This is a genomic window from Microbacterium sp. NPDC088619 (genome assembly GCF_044752825.1).
In the GTDB taxonomy this organism is placed as follows: Bacteria; Actinomycetota; Actinomycetes; order Actinomycetales; family Microbacteriaceae; genus Microbacterium.
This window is the reverse complement of the sequence record NZ_JBIVLZ010000001.1, coordinates 2,779,026-2,798,616: the sequence shown is the minus strand read 5'-3', so window position 1 is coordinate 2,798,616 and position 19,591 is coordinate 2,779,026. Positions and strand designations below refer to the sequence as shown.

The 19,591-nt window shown below is 68.8% G+C and carries 18 protein-coding genes; 8 read left to right on the top strand and 10 right to left on the bottom strand.

From position 1 onward, the window contains the following. Positions 1–32: 32 nt before the first annotated feature. Both ACIP5T_RS13525 and coaBC read right to left on the bottom strand, forming a co-directional pair. Positions 33–2,255: an ATP-dependent Clp protease ATP-binding subunit gene (locus tag ACIP5T_RS13525; protein ID WP_400864070.1), complete on the bottom strand. Its 2,223-nt coding sequence runs from the start codon at positions 2,253–2,255 to the stop codon at positions 33–35. A gap of 64 nt (positions 2,256–2,319) precedes the next feature. Continuing rightward, the gene (gene coaBC, locus ACIP5T_RS13520) at positions 2,320–3,534 is read right to left on the bottom strand and encodes a bifunctional phosphopantothenoylcysteine decarboxylase/phosphopantothenate--cysteine ligase CoaBC (protein ID WP_400864068.1); all 1,215 of its coding nucleotides are present in this window, start codon (positions 3,532–3,534) and stop codon (positions 2,320–2,322) included. Positions 3,535–3,604: 70 nt separating this feature from the next. On the opposite strand from coaBC, the gene ACIP5T_RS13515 reads away from it, so the two are divergent. Next, positions 3,605–4,306 carry an NRDE family protein gene (locus tag ACIP5T_RS13515; protein WP_400864065.1) on the top strand — a complete coding sequence of 234 codons (702 nt, stop codon included), beginning with the start codon at positions 3,605–3,607 and terminating at the stop codon, positions 4,304–4,306. 31 nt (positions 4,307–4,337) lie between these two features. Here ACIP5T_RS13515 and ACIP5T_RS13510 read toward each other — a convergent pair whose 3' ends face one another. Continuing rightward, complete coding sequence (locus ACIP5T_RS13510; protein ID WP_400864745.1) at positions 4,338–5,312, bottom strand: GlxA family transcriptional regulator; 975 nt, start codon at positions 5,310–5,312, stop codon at positions 4,338–4,340. Between the two features lie 90 nt (positions 5,313–5,402). Between ACIP5T_RS13510 and ACIP5T_RS13505 the strand changes: the two genes are divergently transcribed. The 3 genes from ACIP5T_RS13505 to ACIP5T_RS13495 are packed head-to-tail and all read left to right on the top strand — an operon-like array spanning position 5,403 to position 6,815. Further along, on the top strand, positions 5,403–5,564 hold the full coding sequence (locus ACIP5T_RS13505) for a hypothetical protein (RefSeq protein ID WP_400864063.1): 162 nt from the start codon (positions 5,403–5,405) through the stop codon (positions 5,562–5,564). Between the two features lie 51 nt (positions 5,565–5,615). Then, the gene (locus ACIP5T_RS13500; RefSeq protein WP_400864060.1) at positions 5,616–6,206 is read left to right on the top strand and encodes a hypothetical protein; all 591 of its coding nucleotides are present in this window, start codon (positions 5,616–5,618) and stop codon (positions 6,204–6,206) included. Between the two features lie 15 nt (positions 6,207–6,221). Continuing rightward, positions 6,222–6,815, top strand: coding sequence for a hypothetical protein (locus ACIP5T_RS13495; protein WP_400864057.1), 594 nt, complete (start codon positions 6,222–6,224; stop codon positions 6,813–6,815). Here the strand turns inward: ACIP5T_RS13495 and ACIP5T_RS13490 are convergent. Both ACIP5T_RS13490 and ACIP5T_RS13485 read right to left on the bottom strand, forming a co-directional pair. Next, complete coding sequence (locus tag ACIP5T_RS13490) at positions 6,800–8,044, bottom strand: glycosyltransferase family 4 protein (RefSeq protein WP_400864055.1); 1,245 nt, start codon at positions 8,042–8,044, stop codon at positions 6,800–6,802. The genes ACIP5T_RS13495 and ACIP5T_RS13490 overlap by 16 nt on opposite strands. Next, a complete protein-coding gene (locus tag ACIP5T_RS13485; protein WP_400864052.1) occupies positions 8,041–9,267 on the bottom strand; it encodes a glycosyltransferase in 1,227 nt (408 codons plus the stop codon). Before ACIP5T_RS13485 ends, ACIP5T_RS13490 begins: the two co-directional genes overlap by 4 nt. A gap of 120 nt (positions 9,268–9,387) precedes the next feature. Between ACIP5T_RS13485 and ACIP5T_RS13480 the strand changes: the two genes are divergently transcribed. Continuing rightward, a complete protein-coding gene (locus tag ACIP5T_RS13480) occupies positions 9,388–9,978 on the top strand; it encodes a hypothetical protein (RefSeq protein ID WP_400864050.1) in 591 nt (196 codons plus the stop codon). Between the two features lie 79 nt (positions 9,979–10,057). Here the strand turns inward: ACIP5T_RS13480 and ACIP5T_RS13475 are convergent, their stop codons facing one another. Continuing rightward, positions 10,058–11,641, bottom strand: coding sequence for a DUF222 domain-containing protein (locus ACIP5T_RS13475; protein WP_400864047.1), 1,584 nt, complete (start codon positions 11,639–11,641; stop codon positions 10,058–10,060). Positions 11,642–11,810: 169 nt separating this feature from the next. Between ACIP5T_RS13475 and ACIP5T_RS13470 the strand changes: the two genes are divergently transcribed. Together ACIP5T_RS13470 and ACIP5T_RS13465 are read left to right on the top strand one after the other, a co-directional pair. Further along, a complete protein-coding gene (locus ACIP5T_RS13470) occupies positions 11,811–12,296 on the top strand; it encodes a MarR family winged helix-turn-helix transcriptional regulator (protein ID WP_400864044.1) in 486 nt (161 codons plus the stop codon). Continuing rightward, positions 12,293–12,949 (top strand): hypothetical protein, encoded by a 657-nt coding sequence (locus ACIP5T_RS13465; RefSeq protein ID WP_400864041.1) that lies wholly within the window; start codon positions 12,293–12,295, stop codon positions 12,947–12,949. The genes ACIP5T_RS13470 and ACIP5T_RS13465 overlap by 4 nt, the downstream gene beginning before the upstream one ends. Here ACIP5T_RS13465 and ACIP5T_RS13460 read toward each other — a convergent pair whose 3' ends face one another. The 3 genes from ACIP5T_RS13460 to ACIP5T_RS13450 form a co-directional block, all read right to left on the bottom strand. Further along, positions 12,950–13,360: an MmcQ/YjbR family DNA-binding protein gene (locus ACIP5T_RS13460; protein WP_400864038.1), complete on the bottom strand. Its 411-nt coding sequence runs from the start codon at positions 13,358–13,360 to the stop codon at positions 12,950–12,952. A 67-nt stretch (positions 13,361–13,427) separates the two neighbouring features. Next, the gene (locus ACIP5T_RS13455; RefSeq protein WP_400864035.1) at positions 13,428–13,922 is read right to left on the bottom strand and encodes a hypothetical protein; all 495 of its coding nucleotides are present in this window, start codon (positions 13,920–13,922) and stop codon (positions 13,428–13,430) included. A 114-nt stretch (positions 13,923–14,036) separates the two neighbouring features. Continuing rightward, positions 14,037–17,036, bottom strand: coding sequence for an alpha-mannosidase (locus tag ACIP5T_RS13450; protein WP_400864032.1), 3,000 nt, complete (start codon positions 17,034–17,036; stop codon positions 14,037–14,039). Positions 17,037–17,199: 163 nt separating this feature from the next. Between ACIP5T_RS13450 and ACIP5T_RS13445 the strand changes: the two genes are divergently transcribed. Then, the gene (locus tag ACIP5T_RS13445) at positions 17,200–18,231 is read left to right on the top strand and encodes a LacI family DNA-binding transcriptional regulator (RefSeq protein ID WP_400864029.1); all 1,032 of its coding nucleotides are present in this window, start codon (positions 17,200–17,202) and stop codon (positions 18,229–18,231) included. 32 nt (positions 18,232–18,263) lie between these two features. On the opposite strand, the gene ACIP5T_RS13440 is transcribed toward ACIP5T_RS13445, so the two are convergent. Next, a complete protein-coding gene (locus ACIP5T_RS13440) occupies positions 18,264–19,574 on the bottom strand; it encodes a glycosyl hydrolase (RefSeq protein WP_400864026.1) in 1,311 nt (436 codons plus the stop codon). Between the last annotated feature and the right edge of the window lie 17 nt (positions 19,575–19,591).

Below are 19,591 nucleotides of genomic sequence, written 5' to 3'. Positions count from 1 at the left end.
GACAGCATCCGCCCCTCTTGTCGTATCCGGTCCTACTCGTCGAGCAGCTCGGCTTCGATCACCTCGTCGTCGTCTCCGGAACCGAGGTCGGGCTCGGGTTCAGGCGAGGTCGACGTCAGCACCAGTCCGGCGCGGTCGACCGCGACATCGACCCTCACCAGGTCGCCGTCGTGCACCCCGCCGGAGAGCAGCGCGGTGGCCAGCTTGTTCTGCACCTCGGTCTGGATGAGGCGCCGCAGCGGGCGGGCGCCGAACATCGGGTCGTAGCCGCGTTCGGCGAGCCACGACCGGGCATCGGGCGTGACCGCCAGGGTGAGCCGCCGATCGCGCAGGCGATCGTGCAGCTGATCGATCGACAGCTCGACGATCTGGGCCAGGTCGTCCTGACTGAGCGCCGAGAACATCACGATGTCGTCGAGACGGTTGAGGAACTCGGGCCGGAACGCCTGGTGCACGAGGGCCATCACCTGCTCGCGCTTCTCGTCGGGCGACAGCGTCGGGTCGATGAGGATCGGCGAACCGAGGTTCGACGTCAGGATCAGGATGACGTTCGTGAAATCGACCGTTCGCCCCTGGCCGTCGGTCAGACGACCGTCGTCGAGAACCTGCAGCAGCACGTCGAACACCTCGGGGTGCGCCTTCTCGACCTCGTCGAGCAGCACGACGCTGTACGGACGCCGCCGCACCGCCTCGGTGAGCTGCCCGCCCTGCTCGTAGCCGACGTATCCGGGAGGGGCGCCGACGAGACGGGAGACCGAGTGCTTCTCGCCGTACTCCGACATGTCGATGCGCACCATGGCGCGCTCGTCGTCGAACAGGAAGTCGGCCAGGGCCTTCGCCAGCTCGGTCTTCCCGACACCGGTCGGCCCGAGGAACAGGAACGATCCGGTCGGGCGACCGGGGTCGCTGATGCCCGCACGCGAACGTCGGACCGCGTCGGACACCGCCTTGACGGCGTCCTTCTGCCCGATGAGGCGCTTGCCGAGCTCGGATTCGAGGTGCAGCAGCCGCTCGCTCTCGCCCTGCAGCAGGCGGCCGACGGGGATGCCGGTCCACGCGGCGATCACGGCGGCGATGTCCTCGTCGGTGACCTGCTCGTTGACCATGCGCCCCTCGGTCGAGACCGTGGCCTCGGCCTGCTCGGCTTCGGCGATGTCGCGCTCGAGGCGCTTGATCGTCTCGTACTCCAGCTTCGAGGCACGGGTGTAGTCGGCCTCTCGCATGGCGAGGTCGCGCTGCGTGATCGCGTCGTCGAGCTGCTTCTTGAGGTCGCCGACCCGGTTCAGGCCCTGGCGCTCGCGCGCCCAGCGGGCTTCGAGCTCGGCCAGCTGCGCCTCCATGCCCACGAGCTGCTCGCGAAGAGCCGCGAGTCGCTCCTTCGACGCGGCATCCTTCTCGCGCTTGAGAGCGAGCTCTTCGAGCTTCATGCGGTCGACCTGACGCTTGAGCTGGTCGATCTCGACGGGAGAGGAGTCGATCTCCATCTTGAGCCGAGACATCGACTCGTCGATCAGGTCGATCGCCTTGTCGGGAAGCTGCCGCGCGGGCAGATAGCGGTTCGACAGCGCTGCGGCGGCGACCAGTGCGCTGTCGGCGATCGTCACCCCGTGGTGCGCCTCGTACCGTCCCTTGAGGCCTCGGAGGATCGCGATGGTGTCCTCGACCGTGGGCTCGCCGACGTAGACCTGCTGGAAGCGACGCTCGAGCGCGGCATCCTTCTCGATGAACTCGCGGTACTCGTTGAGAGTCGTCGCGCCGATCAGCCGCAGCTCGCCCCTGGCCAGCATGGGCTTGAGCATGTTCGACGCCGCCACCGAGCCTTCGCCACCGCCGGCGCCCATCAGCACGTGCAGCTCGTCGATGAAGGTGATGATCTGCCCATCGGACTCGGTGATCTCTTTGAGCACGCTCTTCAGCCGCTCCTCGAACTGTCCGCGGTACATGGCTCCGGCGACGAGAGCCGAGATGTCGAGCGACACCAGCTCCTTGTCCTTGAGCGACTCGGCGACGTCGCCGGCGACGATGCGCTGAGCGAGCCCCTCGACCACGGCCGTCTTTCCGACGCCGGGCTCGCCGATCAGCACGGGGTTGTTCTTCGTGCGTCGGGTGAGCACCTGGCTGACTCGACGGATCTCGCTGTCTCGCCCGATCACGGGGTCGAGCTTGCCCTGTCGGGCGCGGTCGGTGAGGTTGATGCCGAACTGCTCGAGGGCGGACTGCTGGTCGTCGTTCTGCGTGCTCTGTGGGCTGGCCATGTGCTCCTCCTGGGAAGACTCCTTCTGATCGAGATCCACAAAGTTGAGTGGACTTGACTCAAGTTTAGCGCATTGTGCGCACGGCATCCAGAATCGCTCGTGCGACCTCGTGCTTCGAGCCTGACGCGGATGCCACGACAGCGCCACCCCCTCCGACGATCTCGACCGCGTTGTCGCGCTTCTCGAAGCCGTGGTCGGCATTCGCGAGGTTGACCGCGAGCAGGTCGACGCCCTTGCGCTCCCTCTTGCGGCGAGCACGCTCGCGACGCTCGGCAGGATCCTCCGAGGTCTCGGCGGCGAAGGCGACGATCGTCTGACCCTGCGGCGCGCGACCATCGGCGCGGGCGCCGGCGAGGGCGGCGACGACATCCTCGTTCTCGACGAGGTCGAGGTGCGTGAGCACGCCCTGCTCCTTCGTCAGCTTGTGCTCCGACACCGTCGCAGGGCGGTAGTCGGCGACAGCCGCCGCCATGATCACGATGTCGGCCCCCGGCGCGGCCTCCTTCATGGCGTGGGCGAGCTCTGCCGCGGTCGCGACCGGGACGACGCGGATGGACGGATGCCGAGCGTCGCCCAGCACATCGGCCGAGATGTTCGCCGCGACCACCGTCACCTCCGCACCACGCGCTGCGGCATCCGCGGCGAGCGCGACGCCCTGCCGACCACTCGACCGGTTGCCGAGGAACCGCACGGGGTCGATGGGCTCTCGCGTGCCACCCGCAGAGACGACCACCTGGAGCCCCTCGAGATCGCGCGGCGCGAGCAGGGCGAGGGCCGCCTCGAAGATCTGCTCGGGTTCAGACATGCGGCCGGGTCCGCTGTCGCCGCCGGCGAGCTCGCCGTCGGCCGGCCCGACGAGGTGCACCCCACGGGATCTCAACGTCGCGATGTTCGCCTGCGTGGCGGCGTTGCGCCACATCTCGGCATGCATCGCCGGGGCCAGCAGCACCGGCGCCTCGGTGGCGAGCAGCGTGGTGCCGAGCAGGTCGTCGGCGATTCCCGCGGTGATCTTCGCGATCGAGTTGGCCGTCGCGGGGGCGACGATCACGAGATCGGCCCCCTGGCCCAGCGCGACGTGTCGCACCCGGGCGACGTCGTCGTGCACGCTGGTCGTGACGGGATGCCGGCTGAGCGCCTCCCACGTGGGCGTGCCGACGAATCGGAGTGCGTCCTCGGTCGGCACGACGGTCACATCGTGCCCCGCCTTCGTCAGCAGACGCACCAGGTGCACTGTCTTGTATGCGGCGATGCCACCCGTAACCCCGACGACGATGTTCACGGTTCGATTCTGCCCCAGCATCCGAGGCCGCGGGCCCGAGACTGCTCGACCCACTTCTAGACTGGATCCCGTGTGCACCGTGGTGATCGATGTGGCCGGCCCCGAGACCGCGCGGCTGCTCGCGGTGCGAGACGAAGACCCGCAGCGCGAGTGGGATGCCCTCGGCGAGTGGTGGCCCGATGCCTACCCCGGCGTCTCGGGCATCCGCGACCGGCGGGCGGGCGGCGCCTGGCTCGCGGTGAACGCCGCCGAGCGGCGACTCGCAGTGCTGCTGAACCGCGCCGACGTCGTCGATCTCGCGGCAGACGTCGCCGTCTCACGCGGTGCGCTCGCCCTCGAATCGGTCATGGGACGCTCCCCGGTGGCTCCACTTCCCATGCACGGCTTCAACCTGCTCGAGGTGCGGCCGGAGGGAGCGCGCGTGCTGAGCTGGGACGGCGCAGAGCTGCGCGAGACGGCCCTCGGCGACGGTATCCACATGATCGCGCACGACGACCTCGACGACCTCGACACTCCCCGGATCGCGGCGTGGCTCCCCGAGTTCCGCGCTCTGGGCGCGACCGGCGACAGCATTGACTGGACCGGCGAATGGACATCGCTGCTCGCCTCCTCCGCTCGGCTCGACCCTGAAGACGATCGGGCGATCATCCGCGACAACCGTCCGCACGGTTATCCGACCCAGTCGCTGCTGTACTGCACCGCGGCCGTCACCCCCGACGGGGCCGACGTCGACTACCGCGCACTCCCGAGCCCAGGGCACTGGAACCACTGAGCGCACCACGCCGCATGAGGCGGCCGAGCGGTCAGGCGGCCGACGACTCCGTCTCGTCCGCGCACGAGAAGCGCGCGCGGTAGGCCGTCGGGGTGGTGCCGAGCACCCGCGAGAAGTTCTGCCGCAGCACGGCCGCCGAACCGAAGCCGCACTCGTCGGCGATCTGCTCGAGCGACAGATCGCTGCGCTCGAGCATCCGCTGGGCGTGCAGCACGCGCTGTCGCGCGAGCCAGGCCGCGGGAGTCGCGCCGTACTCCGCCTTGAAGCGACGGGCGAAGGTGCGGGGAGACATGAGCGCGCGCGCGGCGAGCTGATCGACGCCCAGGTCGTCGCGCAGGTGCTCGACGGCCCAGTCAGCGACAGCGGCGAGGGAGTCGTTCTGGGCGACCGGGATCGGGCGGTCGATGAACTGCGCCTGGCCGCCGTCGCGCTGCGGCGGAACCACCATGCGGCGGGCGATGCGATTGGTGAGCTCGGCGCCGAGCTCGATGCGCAGCAGGTGCAGGCAGGCGTCGATGCCGGCTGCCGTGCCGGCGCTCGTGATGATCCGGTCGTCCTGCACGAACAGCACGTCGGGGTCGATGTCGATCTCGGGATACATCTCAGCCATCACCTCGGAGTACATCCAGTGCGTGGTCGCGCGGCGCCCGTCGAGCACACCCGCCGCGCCGAGGATGAACGAGGCACTGCAGATGGTCAGCACCCAGGCCCCCCGCGCCACCGCGTCGCGTGCGACCTCGAGCAGCAGCGGATCGATCTGCGTCCAGTACTCGCGAGGAACGGGGCAGAAGATGACGAGGTCGGCCTCGTACGCGAACGACAGATCGTGCTCGACGTTGATCGAGAATCCCAGCTTCGACTTCACGACGCCAGGATGCGGAGCGATGACGCGGAAGTCGAAGTTCGGCACCCCGTCGTTCGACCGGTCGAGGCCGAACGCCTCGCACGCGAGCCCGAACTCGAACGGCGCGAAGCCGTCTTGGACGATGCAGGCGACGGTCTTCATCATGGCGTTCTCCCGGTTTGGCAGTTTTCCTACGAGCAGAGTCTATTCTGCCACTCGTGGCAGATCAAGAGGGATCGTAGCGTTTCTGCCATGATCCTCATCATCGCACTCATCGCCCTGGCCGTGTGGGCCGCCGTCGCGACCATCATCGAACTCCGGCGCGACGGACACAGACGCGTTCCCACCGACTGGTCCCGCGTCGCCGATCGCGACGCCCTCGACCGAGCGGAGACCGGGCGCGTCTATCGCTGAACGGGAGCGGAATCTCCCCGTGCGGCGACGCGCGCGGCTACGCTCGTGTGCATGAGCGAGCCCCAGCAGCCTCCTGCGCAGCCACACGGAACTCCCCCGGACTACGCGGGCTCGCACCATCCGGCGCAGCCGGCACCACAGCAGCCGCACCCGTATCCACAGCAGCAGCCGCAACCGCCGCATCCGCCGCAGCCGCCGTACGACCGACAGCCGCACCCCGGACAGCCCTATCCCGGACAGCCCTATCCCGGGCAGCCGTATGGAGGGCAGCCGTATGGAGGACAGCCGTATGGAGGACAGCCGTACCCGGGTGAGCAGCGTCCGCCCCAGCCCGGAGCGGGCCTCGGGCGCACCGCCTTCCTTCTCGCTCTGGTCTCTCTCGCGATCGGGCTTGTCGTCACGCTGTCGTACCCTCTGATGTTCCGGATGACGGGCGACCCCTCCGCCATCGGCGCGTTCTCAGCGATCGGCAACGGACTCGTGCTGGTCGTCGCCGTCGTCGGACTCATCCTCGGCCTGATGTCGGTGCGACGACCGGGGCCGCAGATCCTCGCGGGCATCGCGATCGGAATCACCGCATCGGAGCTCGTCGGAATCGTCATCTCGTGGGTGTCGAATCTCTTCTACGCGCTTCCTTTCTGACCGTCCGGAGAATCGATGAGCGACCAGCAGCAGAACCCAGAGGTCCCCCAGGATTCGGGCCAGCCTCGGGATGGCGGACAGGCCCCGCATCCCTCTCCGAGCCAGCCGTACCCTGCGCAGCCCCAGCCGGCCGCGCACCAGGCCCCGCCGCCCGCGCAGCCCGGCCAGCCCTACGCGCAAACCGGCCAGCCGTATACGTACCCGGGTCAGCCGCACGCACAACCCGGCCAGCCCTACGGACAACCGGGCCAGCCCTACGGAGTCGCGACGCCGCCGTCCCCATCAGGTCAGACAGCACCGCGGCCGGGAAGCCTCGGCCTCACCGCGTTGATCGTGGCAGTGAGCGCCGCGGTCATGGGGCTCTTCTTCCAGATCGTCACCCCGTTCATGTACATGAGCGTCGGCTACCAGTTCGTCGAGCTGCTGTCGAACCTCGTGAATCTCATTGTGCTGGCCGGTGCAGGTGCCGGTCTGGTGCTCGGCCTCATCGCGGTTCGGCGCCCGGCACCCCACCTGCTCGCGGCGATCGCGATCGGCGTCGGCGGCAGCACCGTCGTCGGCACCCTCATCTCGTGGGTGTCGAACCTGTTCTACTACTTCGGGTTCTGAGCGCGAGACTCAGCCGCGAGCACGCGCTCGTAGACCTCGATCATCGCGGCGGTGCGCGACGACTGACGGAACGACTCCGAGACTTCGCGCATGGGCTGAGGTGCGACGCCGGCAGCGATGTCGGATGCCGCGCGGCGCAGGGACTCGACGAGACCCGCCCGTCGCTGGTCCTCGGTGCCTGACGCGCCCGGGACAGCCCAGAGACCGCCTCCCAGTTCCGCGGCGATGTCGGGGTCGCTGATCACCGACGGCGTGCCGAGGGTCGCCGCCTCGAACGGCGTCATCCCCTGCGTCTCGAAGCCGATCGACGTCTGCACGAGCGCGTCAGCGGCGGCGATTCGCGCCAGCGTGTCGGGATAGCTGAGCTTGCCGGCGAACCGCACGTGCGGAAGCCCCGCCACGACCTTCTCGGCCGCGGCTCGCTGGGCGCCTCCGCCGATGATCTCGAGATCGGCGTCGATGCCGGATTCGACGAAGGCCTCGAGGAACGGAAGCAGCCGCTTCTCGGGGCTCATGCGTCCGAGCCAGACGAAACGAGGCCGCCCCGGTTCACGCTCGCCGGGTGCAGCGGCGAGCGTCGCGTCGCGGATGTCGTCGTCGATGCCGTTCCAGACCACATCGACGGGACTGAACACGCCATGCTCTTCGAGGCGCCGCGCGAAGTGGGTGGAGGGCGCGGTCACCGCCGAGGCACCGCCGGCGATCCCGCGCAGGAACGCCCACCCGTCACTGCCGCCGATCGTCGGCACCGCCCCCGCGAGCGCACGGCGCCGCCAGACGTTCAACACCGAGAGAACCGGTCCATGCAGCGGGGTGACCGCGGCGATTCCGACATCGACGCGGTTGTGCATGGTGTGCACGACGGGGATGCCGTGGCGGGCCGCATACCGGTGGCCGATGAAGGCGCCCCAGAAGTCGGCCTGCACATGCACCAGGTCGACCGGCGGACGGTGCGTCATCGCACGGTCGAGCGCACGGTCCGTGGCGCGTCCGGGCCAGCTCATCGAGTACTCGCGGTCGGCGGTGATCGGCACGGACGGCAGATCGACGTTCGACGGGTGGGCGATCCGCGGGGCGCGGCTTCCGTGCATCGTCGGCGCGACGACGGTGACCGTGTGGCCGGCGCGCTCCAGGAACTCCCGCTGCAGCCGCATCGACACCTGGGCTCCGCCGAGGGAGTCCAGGTGCTGATCCCCGAAGAAGACGATGTGCATGACGCGCGTCGTCACTCGGGAAGCGGCTCGTCGCGATACAGCGCCTCGAACGTGTCGAGTGTGCGGTTGATGTCGTGGATCGCGACGCCGTCGAGCGATGCCTGCTGCATCCGCGCATACTCTCCCGGCGATGCGGTGAGCACGTCGGTCAGCCGCTCGGCGAGGACATCCGCGTTGCCGGGCTCGAACAGAAAGCCGTTCTCGCCGTCGTGCACGAGGTGCGGCAGCGCGACGGCATCCGCGGCGACGATCGGCAGCGCCGAGGCCATCGCCTCCATGGTCGCGATCGACTGCAGCTCGGCGATCGAGGCGATCGTGAAGACGGAGGCGCGCGACAGCAGCGCACGAAGCTCCTCGTCGCTCGTGCGGCCGTGGAACGTCACCCGATCGGCGAGGCCGAGCTGATGCGAGAGATTCTCGAGCTGCTTGCGCTGGTCGCCACCGCCGACGATGTCGAAGGTCGCCTCGAGCGCCGGGTCGAGCTTCGTGATCGCCTCGAGGATGACCTCGACCTGCTTCTCCGCAGTCAGACGTCCGACGAAGATGATGCGATTCTTCTCACGAGGGGCGATCACGGGCGTGTACTGCGTGCGATCGATGCCGCAGCTGACGGGGATCACGTTCTCGACGGCGACGGTCCGCTCGAGGAAGTCGGCGGCGCGACGTGTCGGTGTGGTGATCGCGCGCGTCAGGGCGAAGGTGCGCTTCGCGTCGCCCCATGCCCAGCGCAGCACGAGGTCGTCGACGAACTTGGGCATCGTCGTGTGGTCGAGGATGTTCTCGGCCATCACGTGGTTCGTGGCGATCACCGGGATGCCGCGCTCGTGCGCGATGCGGGCGAGCCCCCGACCGATCACGATGTGCGACTGGATGTGCACGACGTCGGGCTGCACGGTGTCGAAGATCTTGCGGGCGTAGTGCTTCACGCGCCACGGCCACACGAACCGCAGCCAGTCGTGCGGAGCCCAGCGCACCGAGGGCAGTCGGTGCAGGGTCATCGGCTCGCCCTCGATGACCTCCGTCCGCGGCGCAGCACGGCGGTAGACCAGGTTCGGGGCGACGACATGCACGTCGTGGCCGCGCTGCACGAGGCCGGCGGCGAGGCGCTCGGCGAAGCGGGCGGCACCGTTGATGTCGGGGGCGAAGGTGTCGCATCCGATCAGGATGCGAAGCGGACGCTGCCCGGAGTCGGGGGCGACGTCGGGAGCGCTCGTCGGATCGGAGGTAGAGGAGGACATTCTGCCTTACGGTACGGCGGTCAAAGAGCCCGATCGGGCGCTCGCCACTCTACCCGAGGGGCCTGATCCGACCGTTGAGGCATACCGGCATCCCTCAGCCTCACCCCCTAGCGTGGAGGAATGCGACTGACTGCCGACGCCGACCCCCGGATGTGGATCCCCGTCACCGATTCGCTCGGCTGGAAGGGGCGACGGCACCGCAAGGCGGCCATCAGGATGCTGCTGGGGCAGGTGAACTCGGCGATCGGCGTCACCGAACGCCCCGGTTCGCGGATCGGCGCGTGGGCGATGAGCCAGGCGGCCCCGATGCTGATGCGCCGGGCGGACGGCCGTGTGCTCGTGTGGACCTGGAAGGCCGATCCGGAGCTGGTCGTCGCGATGGCGACCGTGCAGGCGCTGACCCCTCAGGTGCGGGTGGCTCGCGCCTCGATGCCGATGGACTACGACGACACGGTGTCGTTCTCGAGTCGGTGGTTGGGTGCGGGCGAGAAGCTCGTCGTGGCGATGCCGCCATCACCCGCGTCTCCGCCGTTCGTCACGTACACCTGGGACACCGGCACGCACCTGGTGACACTGACCGCGATGTGCAGTGACCGCGAGCGCTTCGGCACGCTCGACGGTGCGCTCGATGACCTCGCGCGCAGCATCCGGGTCGCCGATGAGGTCACCGGCGGCGAGTCGCCTGAGGTCCTGAGGCTCGACCCGGCCTGACCCCGCCTGGGTGTGCGTCGTTCCCGACCGGGTGCGCGTCGGCCCCATCCGGGCGTGCGTCGTCTTCGCCCGGGCGTGCTCAGACGCGAAGCAAGGTGCGGGGAACCCGAGAGGGTGCCGGCAGGCTGAGCCGTGGTGTGCGCCATCGCTGGTCGGGGTCCCACCATGCCGGTCCCCGCACCTGGGGAAGGCCGGCGTTCATTCGGATCTCCCACCCCGAGGTGCCGAGGGATCGGTGATGCCACCAGCACAACGGCACACCGTTGTCCGTGTGGGTCGGTCCGCCGCGTGAGTGTTCGGTCACGTGGTGGATCTCGCACCATGACGCGGGGACGTGGCATCCGGGGATCAGGCATTCCTTGTCGCGGGCGATGATCGCGCGGCGTTGATGCACGGTGAAGATCCGGTCGGTGGTCGTGATGCCGATGATCCGGCCCTCATCCATGAGCACGCGCTGGATCGCTCCGGAGCACGCGACCTGCGCCGCAACGGACACCGGGACGTGGGCACCGGAGCCCGGGATCGTCGCCCACCCTCCATTGCCACTCGCTTCGGAGGCAGTGCCTCCGAAGGCGGCGCCCGTGGCGTGGGCCGCGAGGTCTTTCGCGTCGACTTTGACGACAAGGACGGGCGATGCGCCGCCGAGGGTGGGCATGTCCTTGTGCCGGGCAGCGATTCCGAGCGCTGCCGTCAGGGCGTCGTGGCGCTTCTGCGCCGCGGTGCGGTCATCGAGCACGCACCGCGGATCGGAGTTGAACGGATCAGGCTCCTCCGGATCGGCCGCCATGTCTGCGCCAGCCCCAGCGCGCGAAAAGTCGGTGTCGCGAGACTCGGTATCCGGAGAATCGGTGTCGGCATCGGTGCCCCCGCTCGGTGTGAAGAACACGCCGGGCATCGGCGGCCCCTCGCCCTTGGGATTGAGGATCGCGTCCATGATGAGCTGCAACTGGGCAGCGGCATCCGGGGTCAGGTATCCGCGGATCACGTGCATGCCGTCTTTCAACTGGCCGATCATGATCCCCCGACGACGCCGCGCATCCTCGTCCTTCGGCTCTTCACCATCGGGGTCGAACATCGATGCGAGATCCTCCGCCAGGGCCTTCAGATCCTGCGTGGTCGGTGACGGACCGGCCACATCCTCGTCAGCACTCGGGTCTTCGTCGGGTCCCGCGTCGAGGCCGTGACCGCGTGCACACCCCGCCAACGCGACATCCGCCGCCAACCGCTGATCGACCGTGAGGCGATCCCAGACCTTCTCGATCGGCCCCGTCGCCGCCAAGAACCCCGCGACGCCGACTACCCCGTCGAGCAGGGCCAGCCGCATCTCCGACCACCGCGCCGGCATCCTCTCGCCCGCCAGACTCATCGGCCGCCGCACGAGGTCGACCACTTTGTCGACCCGGGTCGCGCCTCGCACATCGACGCCCACCGTGCGTTGCAGCAGCTCATTCATCCCCCGGCATCCCGCCGAATGCGGAAAGTCACCCGCATCCCCCGTCGCTACGGTCTCAACGATCACGGCCTCGACCCGTCGGAACGCCGCCCCCGCACCCTGCAGGACCGTGACCCGCTCCGCATCCGACAACCCCGCGAGCCCGTCGCCGGACAGCACCGCATCGAGGTCGGCGATGACCCGATCCAGAAGCTCCGCGGTGCTGTTCATACCCCCTAGTCAACCGAGGGCCACCGACATTCGAGACCCGAAATCACCCCTATTTACCCCAGTTCAACGACATATTCCAATCTCCCAATACAACGCAGAAGGGTCGCACCCCGGCAGCGAGGGACCCCCAACTAGTGAACACAGGTAACAATGTAGTAGCATCACAATTATGGAACCGCTCTTCGTCGACCGACTGCTGCAGATCGCCGACCTCTTCCAGAGGGACATGGCCCGCGCCTTCGACGGCACCGGCCTCACGACTGCCCGCGTGCACCTGCTGTGGGTCCTGCAGCATGCTGGCCCGTCGACCCAGCAGGCTCTCGCGCAGCTCTGCGAAGTCAGTCCTCGCAACATCACCGGCCTCGTCGACGCTCTCGAGAAGTCGGGACATGTCCGCCGCACGCCGCACCCCAGCGATCGACGCGCAGTACTGGTCGAGTTGACGGAAGCCGCGACCCACACGATGGCGCGGATGCAGGAAGAGCACGAACAGCTCAATGCGACCCTTCTGGCCGCGATCGCTCCGAGAGACCGCGCCGCGGTCGAGCGAGGCCTGTCGGCCGTCGCCGCACACCTCGAACACCTCGTGACCACCGCGGCAACCTCCGCCCCTGAAGACGCGCGCGCGACCACCACCCCCGAGGGCACGCCATGACCGAGCAGCTCCACTCGACCGCTCCCACCCCGACCCCGATCGCGCGCACACTCGACTTCCTCCATCGCGCATGGGTCGCCGAGCTTCGCGTCTACTCGAGCATCGCGCGGGCGATCGCCCGCCGCCCCGCAGTCCCGAAGGGCGGCACGGGGATCGGCTATCACCGCCCCGTGCTCACGGTGCTGTTCATCTTCATCGGTCTCTCCGCGGTGGAGATCCCGATCCTCGACCTCATCGTGCATCAGTGGCCCGCCGTGCGCATCCCTCTGCTGGTGCTCGGGATCTGGGGTGTCACCTGGATGGTCGGCCTCCTGTGCGCGATGCTCATGCGGCCGCACGCCGTGGGGCCTGACGGCGTGCGCGTGCGCAGCGGACTCGAGCTCGACGTGCCGATCGGCTGGTCCGACATCGCGTCGATCGCGATCAGCCGTCGGGTCGACGAGCCCAAGCAGCCGCGGGTCATCGGTTCGGAGTACGCCGAGCGGATGCAGGACAAGACCAACATCGAGATCGAGCTCGAACGCCCGGTCGCGATCCGACTTCCCGGTCTCGCGCCGAAGGGCGGGACGCATCAGGTCGATCGCATCCGGCTGTGGGCGGATGATCCTCGCGCCTTCCTCGACGCCTCACGACCGTTCCTGACCGCGGCCTGATCAGTCGAGGCCGCGCTCGGCGAGCCACTGCTTCGCGACGAGCACCGGGGCGCGCACGAGCCACGCATCCGCGATGATCTCGGCCAGCCGGTCTCGATCCACCACGTCGAGCTGCACGAGCAGGCCCGGGTACCCGTCGAAGTGCGGAATCGAGAACAGCCCCTCGGGCTCTGCGGCGAGAAGCGCCGTCTTCTCTTCGAGGCTCGCGACGCGCACGCCCAGCACCGGCCCGTCGGGCCATTCGAGTCCGAGATCGGAAAGCTGCCGCAGGTCGACCTTGCTCGGCCCGCGCACCCAGGCGATCTGTCCGCTCGGCAGCCGCCAGGACGGCTCGCCCGTGTGACCGCTTACGCGCTCGGTCACACCGGGCAGCGCGAGAGCGATCTCACGGACGTCGTCGACGGTCGCCATCCGCCCATCGTCCTCCCGTGAGGCTGCGGCCACAATGGCCGACTCAGCTCGCCGCCCCCGGATGTCGTCAGCGCGAGTCGCGCTTCGCCTGTCTGCGAGCGCCCTGGGCGCGAGTGGACGCGTCTCGCTTCACTCCTCCGGTCGTCTGCTGATGCTCCCGCATGCGACCGCCGGACACTCCCTCGTCGAGCGGTGTGTCAGACGAGGGACCGCTCCACTTGCCCTCACGGGCGCGGGCCAGTCTCTCGTCCTTGAGTGCCTCCGCCTCCTCGTGCGCCACTCGAGCGAGCTCGGCGCTGATGATCGAGAGCGCCTCCTCGAAGACGTAGGCCCGGCCCCGGGCCTTGTCGGAGCCGGCCGCCGCAGCACCTCGCCCGCCAGCCTGCTCGACCCGCTCTGCCGCACCGCGCCGATAGTTCGTCGTGTGCTTGTTGCGTGCCCGCCTGACACGTTTGTGCAGCGCCAGCAGGCCGTCTTCATCCAGCTCTGCCAACCGGTCTGGTTCGAGCTCTCGGATGAGGTCTCGTTCCTTGTCCTTCAGAACCCACAGGTACTGCTCCATCTCGTGCTCCTTCGCTCGAGGCTCCCCATCGCCGGTCGTGCAACCGAGTATGCAGGCGGAGGCGACTCTCCGCCAGAGGTTCTGTTGCGCGCGGGGAGTCGAGAGAATGGAGCCTCAGCGCACGACGCGCAGCGTGCGCACCTCGAACGGCCGCAGACGCAGCTCTCCGCCCACGCGACCGTCGTCCAGCGCGTCCTCGATCAGGGAGACCTCGCGGATCTCCTGGTGCTCGAAGCCGGCATCCAGCGACCCGACCGCACGACGCCCGAGCGCCTCGTAGAGGCGCACGATCACGTCGCCCGACCCGTCGTCGGCGAGCTTCACACCCGAGATCACGATGCCCTCGCCGTCGACGGTCACGAGCGGTGCGACCTCGCGAGCGCCGCGCACCAGCGTCGGCAGCGAGTTGAGCCGGATGCCTTCGGCGGTGGCGATCGCGGCATCCGCGCCGACCACGAAGCCGACCTCGATCTGGTGGGGGCCGTGATCGGTGTCGGGGTCGGGGAACCGCGGCGCCCGCAGCAGCGAGAGTCGCACCGTGGTCGTCACGGCATCATCCGACACGTCCCTCGAGGTGTCGTAGCCGTAGATCGAGTCGTTGACGAGCGCGACACCGAAGTCCTGCTCGCGCACCAGCACGAAGCGGTGCATCGAGGTCTCGAACTTCGCCGCCTCCCAGCTCGTGTTCGTGTGCGTCACGCGTGACTGATAGCCGAACTGCGTCTCGGCCTCGGTGTGGGTGGCCTGGATGTCGAGAGGGAACGCGAGCTTGAGGAGCTTCTCGGTCTCGTGCCAGTCGATGTCGTTGCGCAGCAGCACGGTGCGTGAACCCGGTGCGAGGGTGATCGTCTGCACGATCGTCGACTCGGAGAACGAGCGCGTCACCTCCACCGAGGCGGTGCCGTCGACGACGGATGCCGAGATCGAGTCGACCGCGGTGAGGTCGACGACGCTGTTGCGGTAGTACTTGTCGATGTCCCAGGCGTCCCACATGTTGGGGAAGTCCTGGTGCAGCTGGAACAGGTTCGCCGCGCGCCCCTCAGGCACCGCCTCGCGACCCGACGCCTTGTCGACCGCCGAGACGATCAGACCCTCGGCGGAGATCAGCACGGAGACCATCTCGTTCTCGAGGCGCCATCCGCCGTCTTCGCCGGAGAGCAGGACGGATGCCGCGGCCGACGCCTCGACGAAGCCGGCGCCGAGCGCCCGGCCGTCGCCGACGCCGACGGAGGTTGGCACGAAGCGCAGCTCGCGGTCTCCCTCGCCCGCCAGCGAGCGGCGGGCGGCATCGGCGATGTCACGCGCGTCGGACAGCACGTTCGAGAGCACCTCGACGGCCTCACGGTGCACCCACGCGATCGACGTGCCCGGCAGGATGTCGTGGAACTCGTGCAGCAGCACGGTCTCCCACAGGCGGTCGAACTCGGCCTGCGGGTATGCGGCGCCGGTGCGCACGGCATCCGTCGCGGCCCACAGCTCGGCCTCGACGAGCGCATGCTCGGCCCAGCGGTGCAGCGCCTTCGTGGCGTGCTGGCTGGTGAGGGTGCCGCGGTGGAGCTCGAGGTAGAGCTCGCCCACCCACACGGCCGGGTTCGGCAGCTCGGCGCGGGCAGCGTCGAAGAAGTCGTCGGGGTGCTCCCAGACGACGCGCGCGCTGCCCTCGAGGTTCTCGAGGCGCTTCGCCTTGCCGGTCATCTCGCGGGTGGTTCCGCCGCCGCCGTCGCCCCAGCCCACCGGAGCGATCGACCGCGAGGTCACCCGGTTCTCCTTGAACTGACGCGAGGCCTTGGCGACCTCCATGCCGCTCAGCTGCGAGTTGTAGGTGTCCATCGACGGGAAATGAGTGAAGACCTGCGACCCGTCGATCCCCTCCCAGAGGAAGGAGTGGTGCGGGAAGACGTTCTGCTGGTTCCACGAGATCTTCTGCGTGAAGAACCACTCGAACCCGGCGCGGCGCATGAGCTGCGGGAGGGCGGGCGAGTAGCCGAAGCTGTCGGGCAGCCAGACGCCCTTCGACCGGATGCCGAACTCTCGCTCGAAGAAGCGCTGTCCGTACGAGAACTGGCGCACGAGCGACTCGCCTGAGGGCATCACGGTGTCGGATTCGACCCACATGCCGCCGAGCGGCAGGAAGCGCCCCTCAGCGACGGCCGCCTTGACGCGCGAGTAGACCTCGGGGCGGTGCTCCTTCAACCACGCGTACTGCTGCGCGCTCGACATGCCGTAGAGGAAGTCCGGCTGCTCGTCGATCAGCGTCGTCATCGACGACGTGGTGCGGGCGACCTTGCGGATGGTCTCGCGCACCGGCCACAGCCAGGCGGAGTCGATGTGCGCGTGCCCGATCGCCGAGATGCGGTGCGCGCTGGCCTCGGCAGGCGCCGCGAGCGCGGGTGCGAGTCGGGCTCTGGCATCGGAGGCGGTCTCGACGATGCGCTGCAGATCGAGCACGTCGAGGGCGTCGTCCATGGCCTGCAGGATCTGCATGCGTCTGGGCGAGGTCGCCGGCAGCTCTGCCTGGAGTTCGAACAGCACCTCGAGGTCGAGGGACAGCTCGAAGACCTCCTGCTCGAAGACGGCGAGGTCGATGCGGCGGGTGCGGTAGAGCGGCTCGCGGGAGGACGTGCGGACGTCGCCCTCCTGCGTGGGCAGGAAGGGGTGGTAGTCGAGCAGCACCGGGTTGGCTGCCGCTTCGAGATAGAGCTCCACCGGCTCGTCCCCGTGCGCGTCCTCGGTGATCGGCAGCCACTGGTTGCGCGGGTTGATGCTCTTGACCGGGCTGCCGTCAGGCCGGTAGACGAGCGCCTCGCACTGGAACCCCGGCATGTTGATGTCGAATCCGAGGTCGATGACGGCCTCGACGCGACGGCCGGACCATTCGGCGGGCACGCGACCGGTGAGCTTGAACCAGGTCGTCGACCAGGCAGGGCCCCACATGCTCGGCACGGATGCCGGGGCGAAGTCGAGAGCGAGCCCGTCGGCGGGGCTGATCGGCTCACCGGGGATCTCGTTGACCTCGACGGCGAGAGGCACGGAGGCGGAGTGGACTGCCGGGCGGATGCGCTCGTCGAGCACCCGCTTGACGCGTCCGACGGTGAGCGAGGTGTCGTCATGCATGGTCTGATTCTCCGGGCTCGACGGTGAGAGGGGGACTGACTCGCGCCCAGAGTCGGGCGGTTGCCGACAATGCTATCGGATTTACTAAAGCGATCTAGTAGAACCGGCGCGAACCGTGTCCGGCGGCTTCCGAGCGGCTAAACCGATCAAGTAGTGTGAGCGCATGACCTCGGGCAAACGCGTCACCATCGCGGACATCGCGCGTATGGCCGGAGTCTCACCCGGTGCCGTGTCTTTCGCACTCAACGGCCGCCCCGGCGTGAGCGACGAGACCCGCCAGCGGATCCTGGCGATCGTCGAGGAGAACCACTGGCAGCCGAGCTCGGCCGCGCGGGCACTGGTCGGCGCTCGGGCCAACACGGTCGGCTTCGCGCTCGCACGCCCCGCCCGCTCGCTCGGATCCGAGGCCTTCTTCACCGATCTCATCGCCGGCATCGAGTCACGTCTCTCCGAGAGCAAGGTGAGCCTCCAGCTGCGCCTGGTCAGCGACATCGCGGAAGAGATGGAGGTGCACCGTCAGTGGCGGTCGTCGAACCAGGTCGACGGCATCATCATGATCGACCCTCGTGACGACGACCCTCGCAGCGATCGCATCGCGGCACTCGACGCCCGGGCAGTGCTGATCGGGTCGAAGCCGTCGCCCGAGGGTGCGGTGCCCAGTGTCTGGATCGCCGACGACGAGGTGGCCGAGACGCTGTTCTCCTACCTCGCCGCCCTGGGCCACACGCGCATCGCCTACGTCGCGGGTCCCGCCGAACTCGAGCACACCCGACTGCGCGCCGAGGTGCTCGATCGCATGGCGGCCGACGGCATCTCGGGCGAGGTGATCACCACGGACTTCTCCCCCGCCAGGGCATCAGCCGTCACACGCTCCCAGCTGTCGGGTCGCCTGCGCCCGACGGCGATCGTCTACGACAATGACGTGATGGCCGTCGCCGGCCTGCGCGTCGCTCAGGAGATGGGCCGCGCGGTGCCCCGCGACGTCTCGATCGCGTCCTTCGACGACTCGGTGATCGCCGGCCTGATCAATCCGTCGATCACCGCGATGACCCGCGACACGTTCGAGCTCGGCGAGCAGGCCGCGACGCTGCTGCTGCAGCAGATCGTCGCCGCGATCAACCTGCCCAGCGCGCAGGGCCCCACACCCACTCTCACCGCCCGCGAGAGCACTGCTCCGCCGGCGGCAGCATCCTGACGACGGTTCTCCGGCGTCCTGCGACGACGTCTTCAGCCGCCGACGACGGTGTTGACGGAGCCGTAGGGGTCGACACCGCTCGTCGACAGATCAGGGCGGATGAGCCGACGGATGCCGCGCGCGGCGAGCGCCGAGTCCTCGCTCGCGGTGTGCGACGTCACGAACGCGGGATCGAGGCCGTCCCCGCACGCGTCCACCCAAGCTTGGAACACCGCGCCGCCGGGGCTGAGGGCCGCCCGGCTCGCCGGCACCTCACGCTCGTCGACCTCGATCACGATCGCCGTCTCGCGCTCGGGCGCCGCGGTGCGCTCGCGGAGTTCCGGGATCAGCTCGGCGAACCGACGGCCGATGGGCTTGGCGGCGCCGCTCTGATCGATCAGGCCGAGCGAGTACTCCAGCTCGGGGAAGTCGCCGAGATCCCGGCTCACGTCGTGCGAGCACCACCAGGTCACGCCCCAGAGGTTCTCGGTGCGCACCGCCGATCGCAGGGTCGCCTCGAGGAAGCCGGGCATCTCGCTCTCGTCGAGGCAGTTCGACGGCGCACCCACCTCCTGCAGCCACACCGGCCGGTCCAGATCGGTCGCGAAGGCGCGGGACAGCTCGATGAGGTACTCGGCGTGCCGGTCCGCGGCGATCGACCGGCCGCCGTACCGCTGCGCGGTGCCGTTGAAGATCCACGAGTGGATCGTGGTCATCTCTCCCAGGCGGGAGGCATGCGCGGGGGTGAATCCGTGCCCGTCCATGTACCAGACCGCGTCGTATTCGCTGTGGACGTGCGAGAGACCGGGCGCTGCTCCCTCCGCCGCGGCGAGCAGCGACTCGATCCAGTGCCCCGCCTCGTCGGTCGTGACCGGCCACGGAGAAGGGTGGGTGTGCGCCGAGAACTGATTCGTCTCGTTGCCCAGCGTCAGACCGAGGAAGTTCGGGGCGTCGCGCAGGGCGCCGGCGAGCGTCTGCACGAGGTCGACCTGGCCGCTGAGCGCCTTCGGATCGGTGAACATGTTGCGGTCGTGCCAGGTGTAGAGCCAGGACGGCACGAAGTCGAAGCTCGAGAGGTGTCCTTGGATCACGTCGACGCTGGCATCGAGGTCGAACTCCGCCGCGATGTCGATCATGGCGCGGACATCGTCGATCGCCTTCGTGCGGATGAGCGTGCGGTTCGGCTGCAGCACCGTCCACAGAGGGAACACCCTGACGTGATCGAGCCCGAGCTCGGCGAGCGCCGCGAAGTCGCGCCGCACATCATCGGGTGTGAAGTCGAGCCAGGAGTGCATCCAGTCCTTCGACGGCGTGTAGTTCGCCCCGAATCTCAGGCGAGCATCGAGAGCGCGGCGCTGCGTCATGTGTCCGGACCTTTCCG

What these genes read in the sequence shown, in the direction of transcription:
- ACIP5T_RS13510 (WP_400864745.1), bottom strand. Translation starts at nt 5,312, where the DNA reads ATGAAGACCGTCGCCTGCATCGTCCAAGACGGCTTCGCGCCGTTCGAG.
- ACIP5T_RS13475 (WP_400864047.1), bottom strand. Translation starts at nt 11,641, where the DNA reads ATGAACAGCACCGCGGAGCTTCTGGATCGGGTCATCGCCGACCTCGAT.
- ACIP5T_RS13485 (WP_400864052.1), bottom strand. Translation starts at nt 9,267, where the DNA reads ATGTCCTCCTCTACCTCCGATCCGACGAGCGCTCCCGACGTCGCCCCC.
- ACIP5T_RS13460 (WP_400864038.1), bottom strand. Translation starts at nt 13,360, where the DNA reads ATGGCGACCGTCGACGACGTCCGTGAGATCGCTCTCGCGCTGCCCGGT.
- ACIP5T_RS13495 (WP_400864057.1), top strand. Translation starts at nt 6,222, where the DNA reads ATGAGCGACCAGCAGCAGAACCCAGAGGTCCCCCAGGATTCGGGCCAG.
- ACIP5T_RS13505 (WP_400864063.1), top strand. Translation starts at nt 5,403, where the DNA reads ATGATCCTCATCATCGCACTCATCGCCCTGGCCGTGTGGGCCGCCGTC.
- ACIP5T_RS13480 (WP_400864050.1), top strand. Translation starts at nt 9,388, where the DNA reads ATGCGACTGACTGCCGACGCCGACCCCCGGATGTGGATCCCCGTCACC.
- ACIP5T_RS13445 (WP_400864029.1), top strand. Translation starts at nt 17,200, where the DNA reads ATGACCTCGGGCAAACGCGTCACCATCGCGGACATCGCGCGTATGGCC.
- ACIP5T_RS13470 (WP_400864044.1), top strand. Translation starts at nt 11,811, where the DNA reads ATGGAACCGCTCTTCGTCGACCGACTGCTGCAGATCGCCGACCTCTTC.
- ACIP5T_RS13525 (WP_400864070.1), bottom strand. Translation starts at nt 2,255, where the DNA reads ATGGCCAGCCCACAGAGCACGCAGAACGACGACCAGCAGTCCGCCCTC.
- ACIP5T_RS13450 (WP_400864032.1), bottom strand. Translation starts at nt 17,036, where the DNA reads ATGCATGACGACACCTCGCTCACCGTCGGACGCGTCAAGCGGGTGCTC.
- ACIP5T_RS13455 (WP_400864035.1), bottom strand. Translation starts at nt 13,922, where the DNA reads ATGGAGCAGTACCTGTGGGTTCTGAAGGACAAGGAACGAGACCTCATC.
- ACIP5T_RS13465 (WP_400864041.1), top strand. Translation starts at nt 12,293, where the DNA reads ATGACCGAGCAGCTCCACTCGACCGCTCCCACCCCGACCCCGATCGCG.
- ACIP5T_RS13500 (WP_400864060.1), top strand. Translation starts at nt 5,616, where the DNA reads ATGAGCGAGCCCCAGCAGCCTCCTGCGCAGCCACACGGAACTCCCCCG.
- ACIP5T_RS13440 (WP_400864026.1), bottom strand. Translation starts at nt 19,574, where the DNA reads ATGACGCAGCGCCGCGCTCTCGATGCTCGCCTGAGATTCGGGGCGAAC.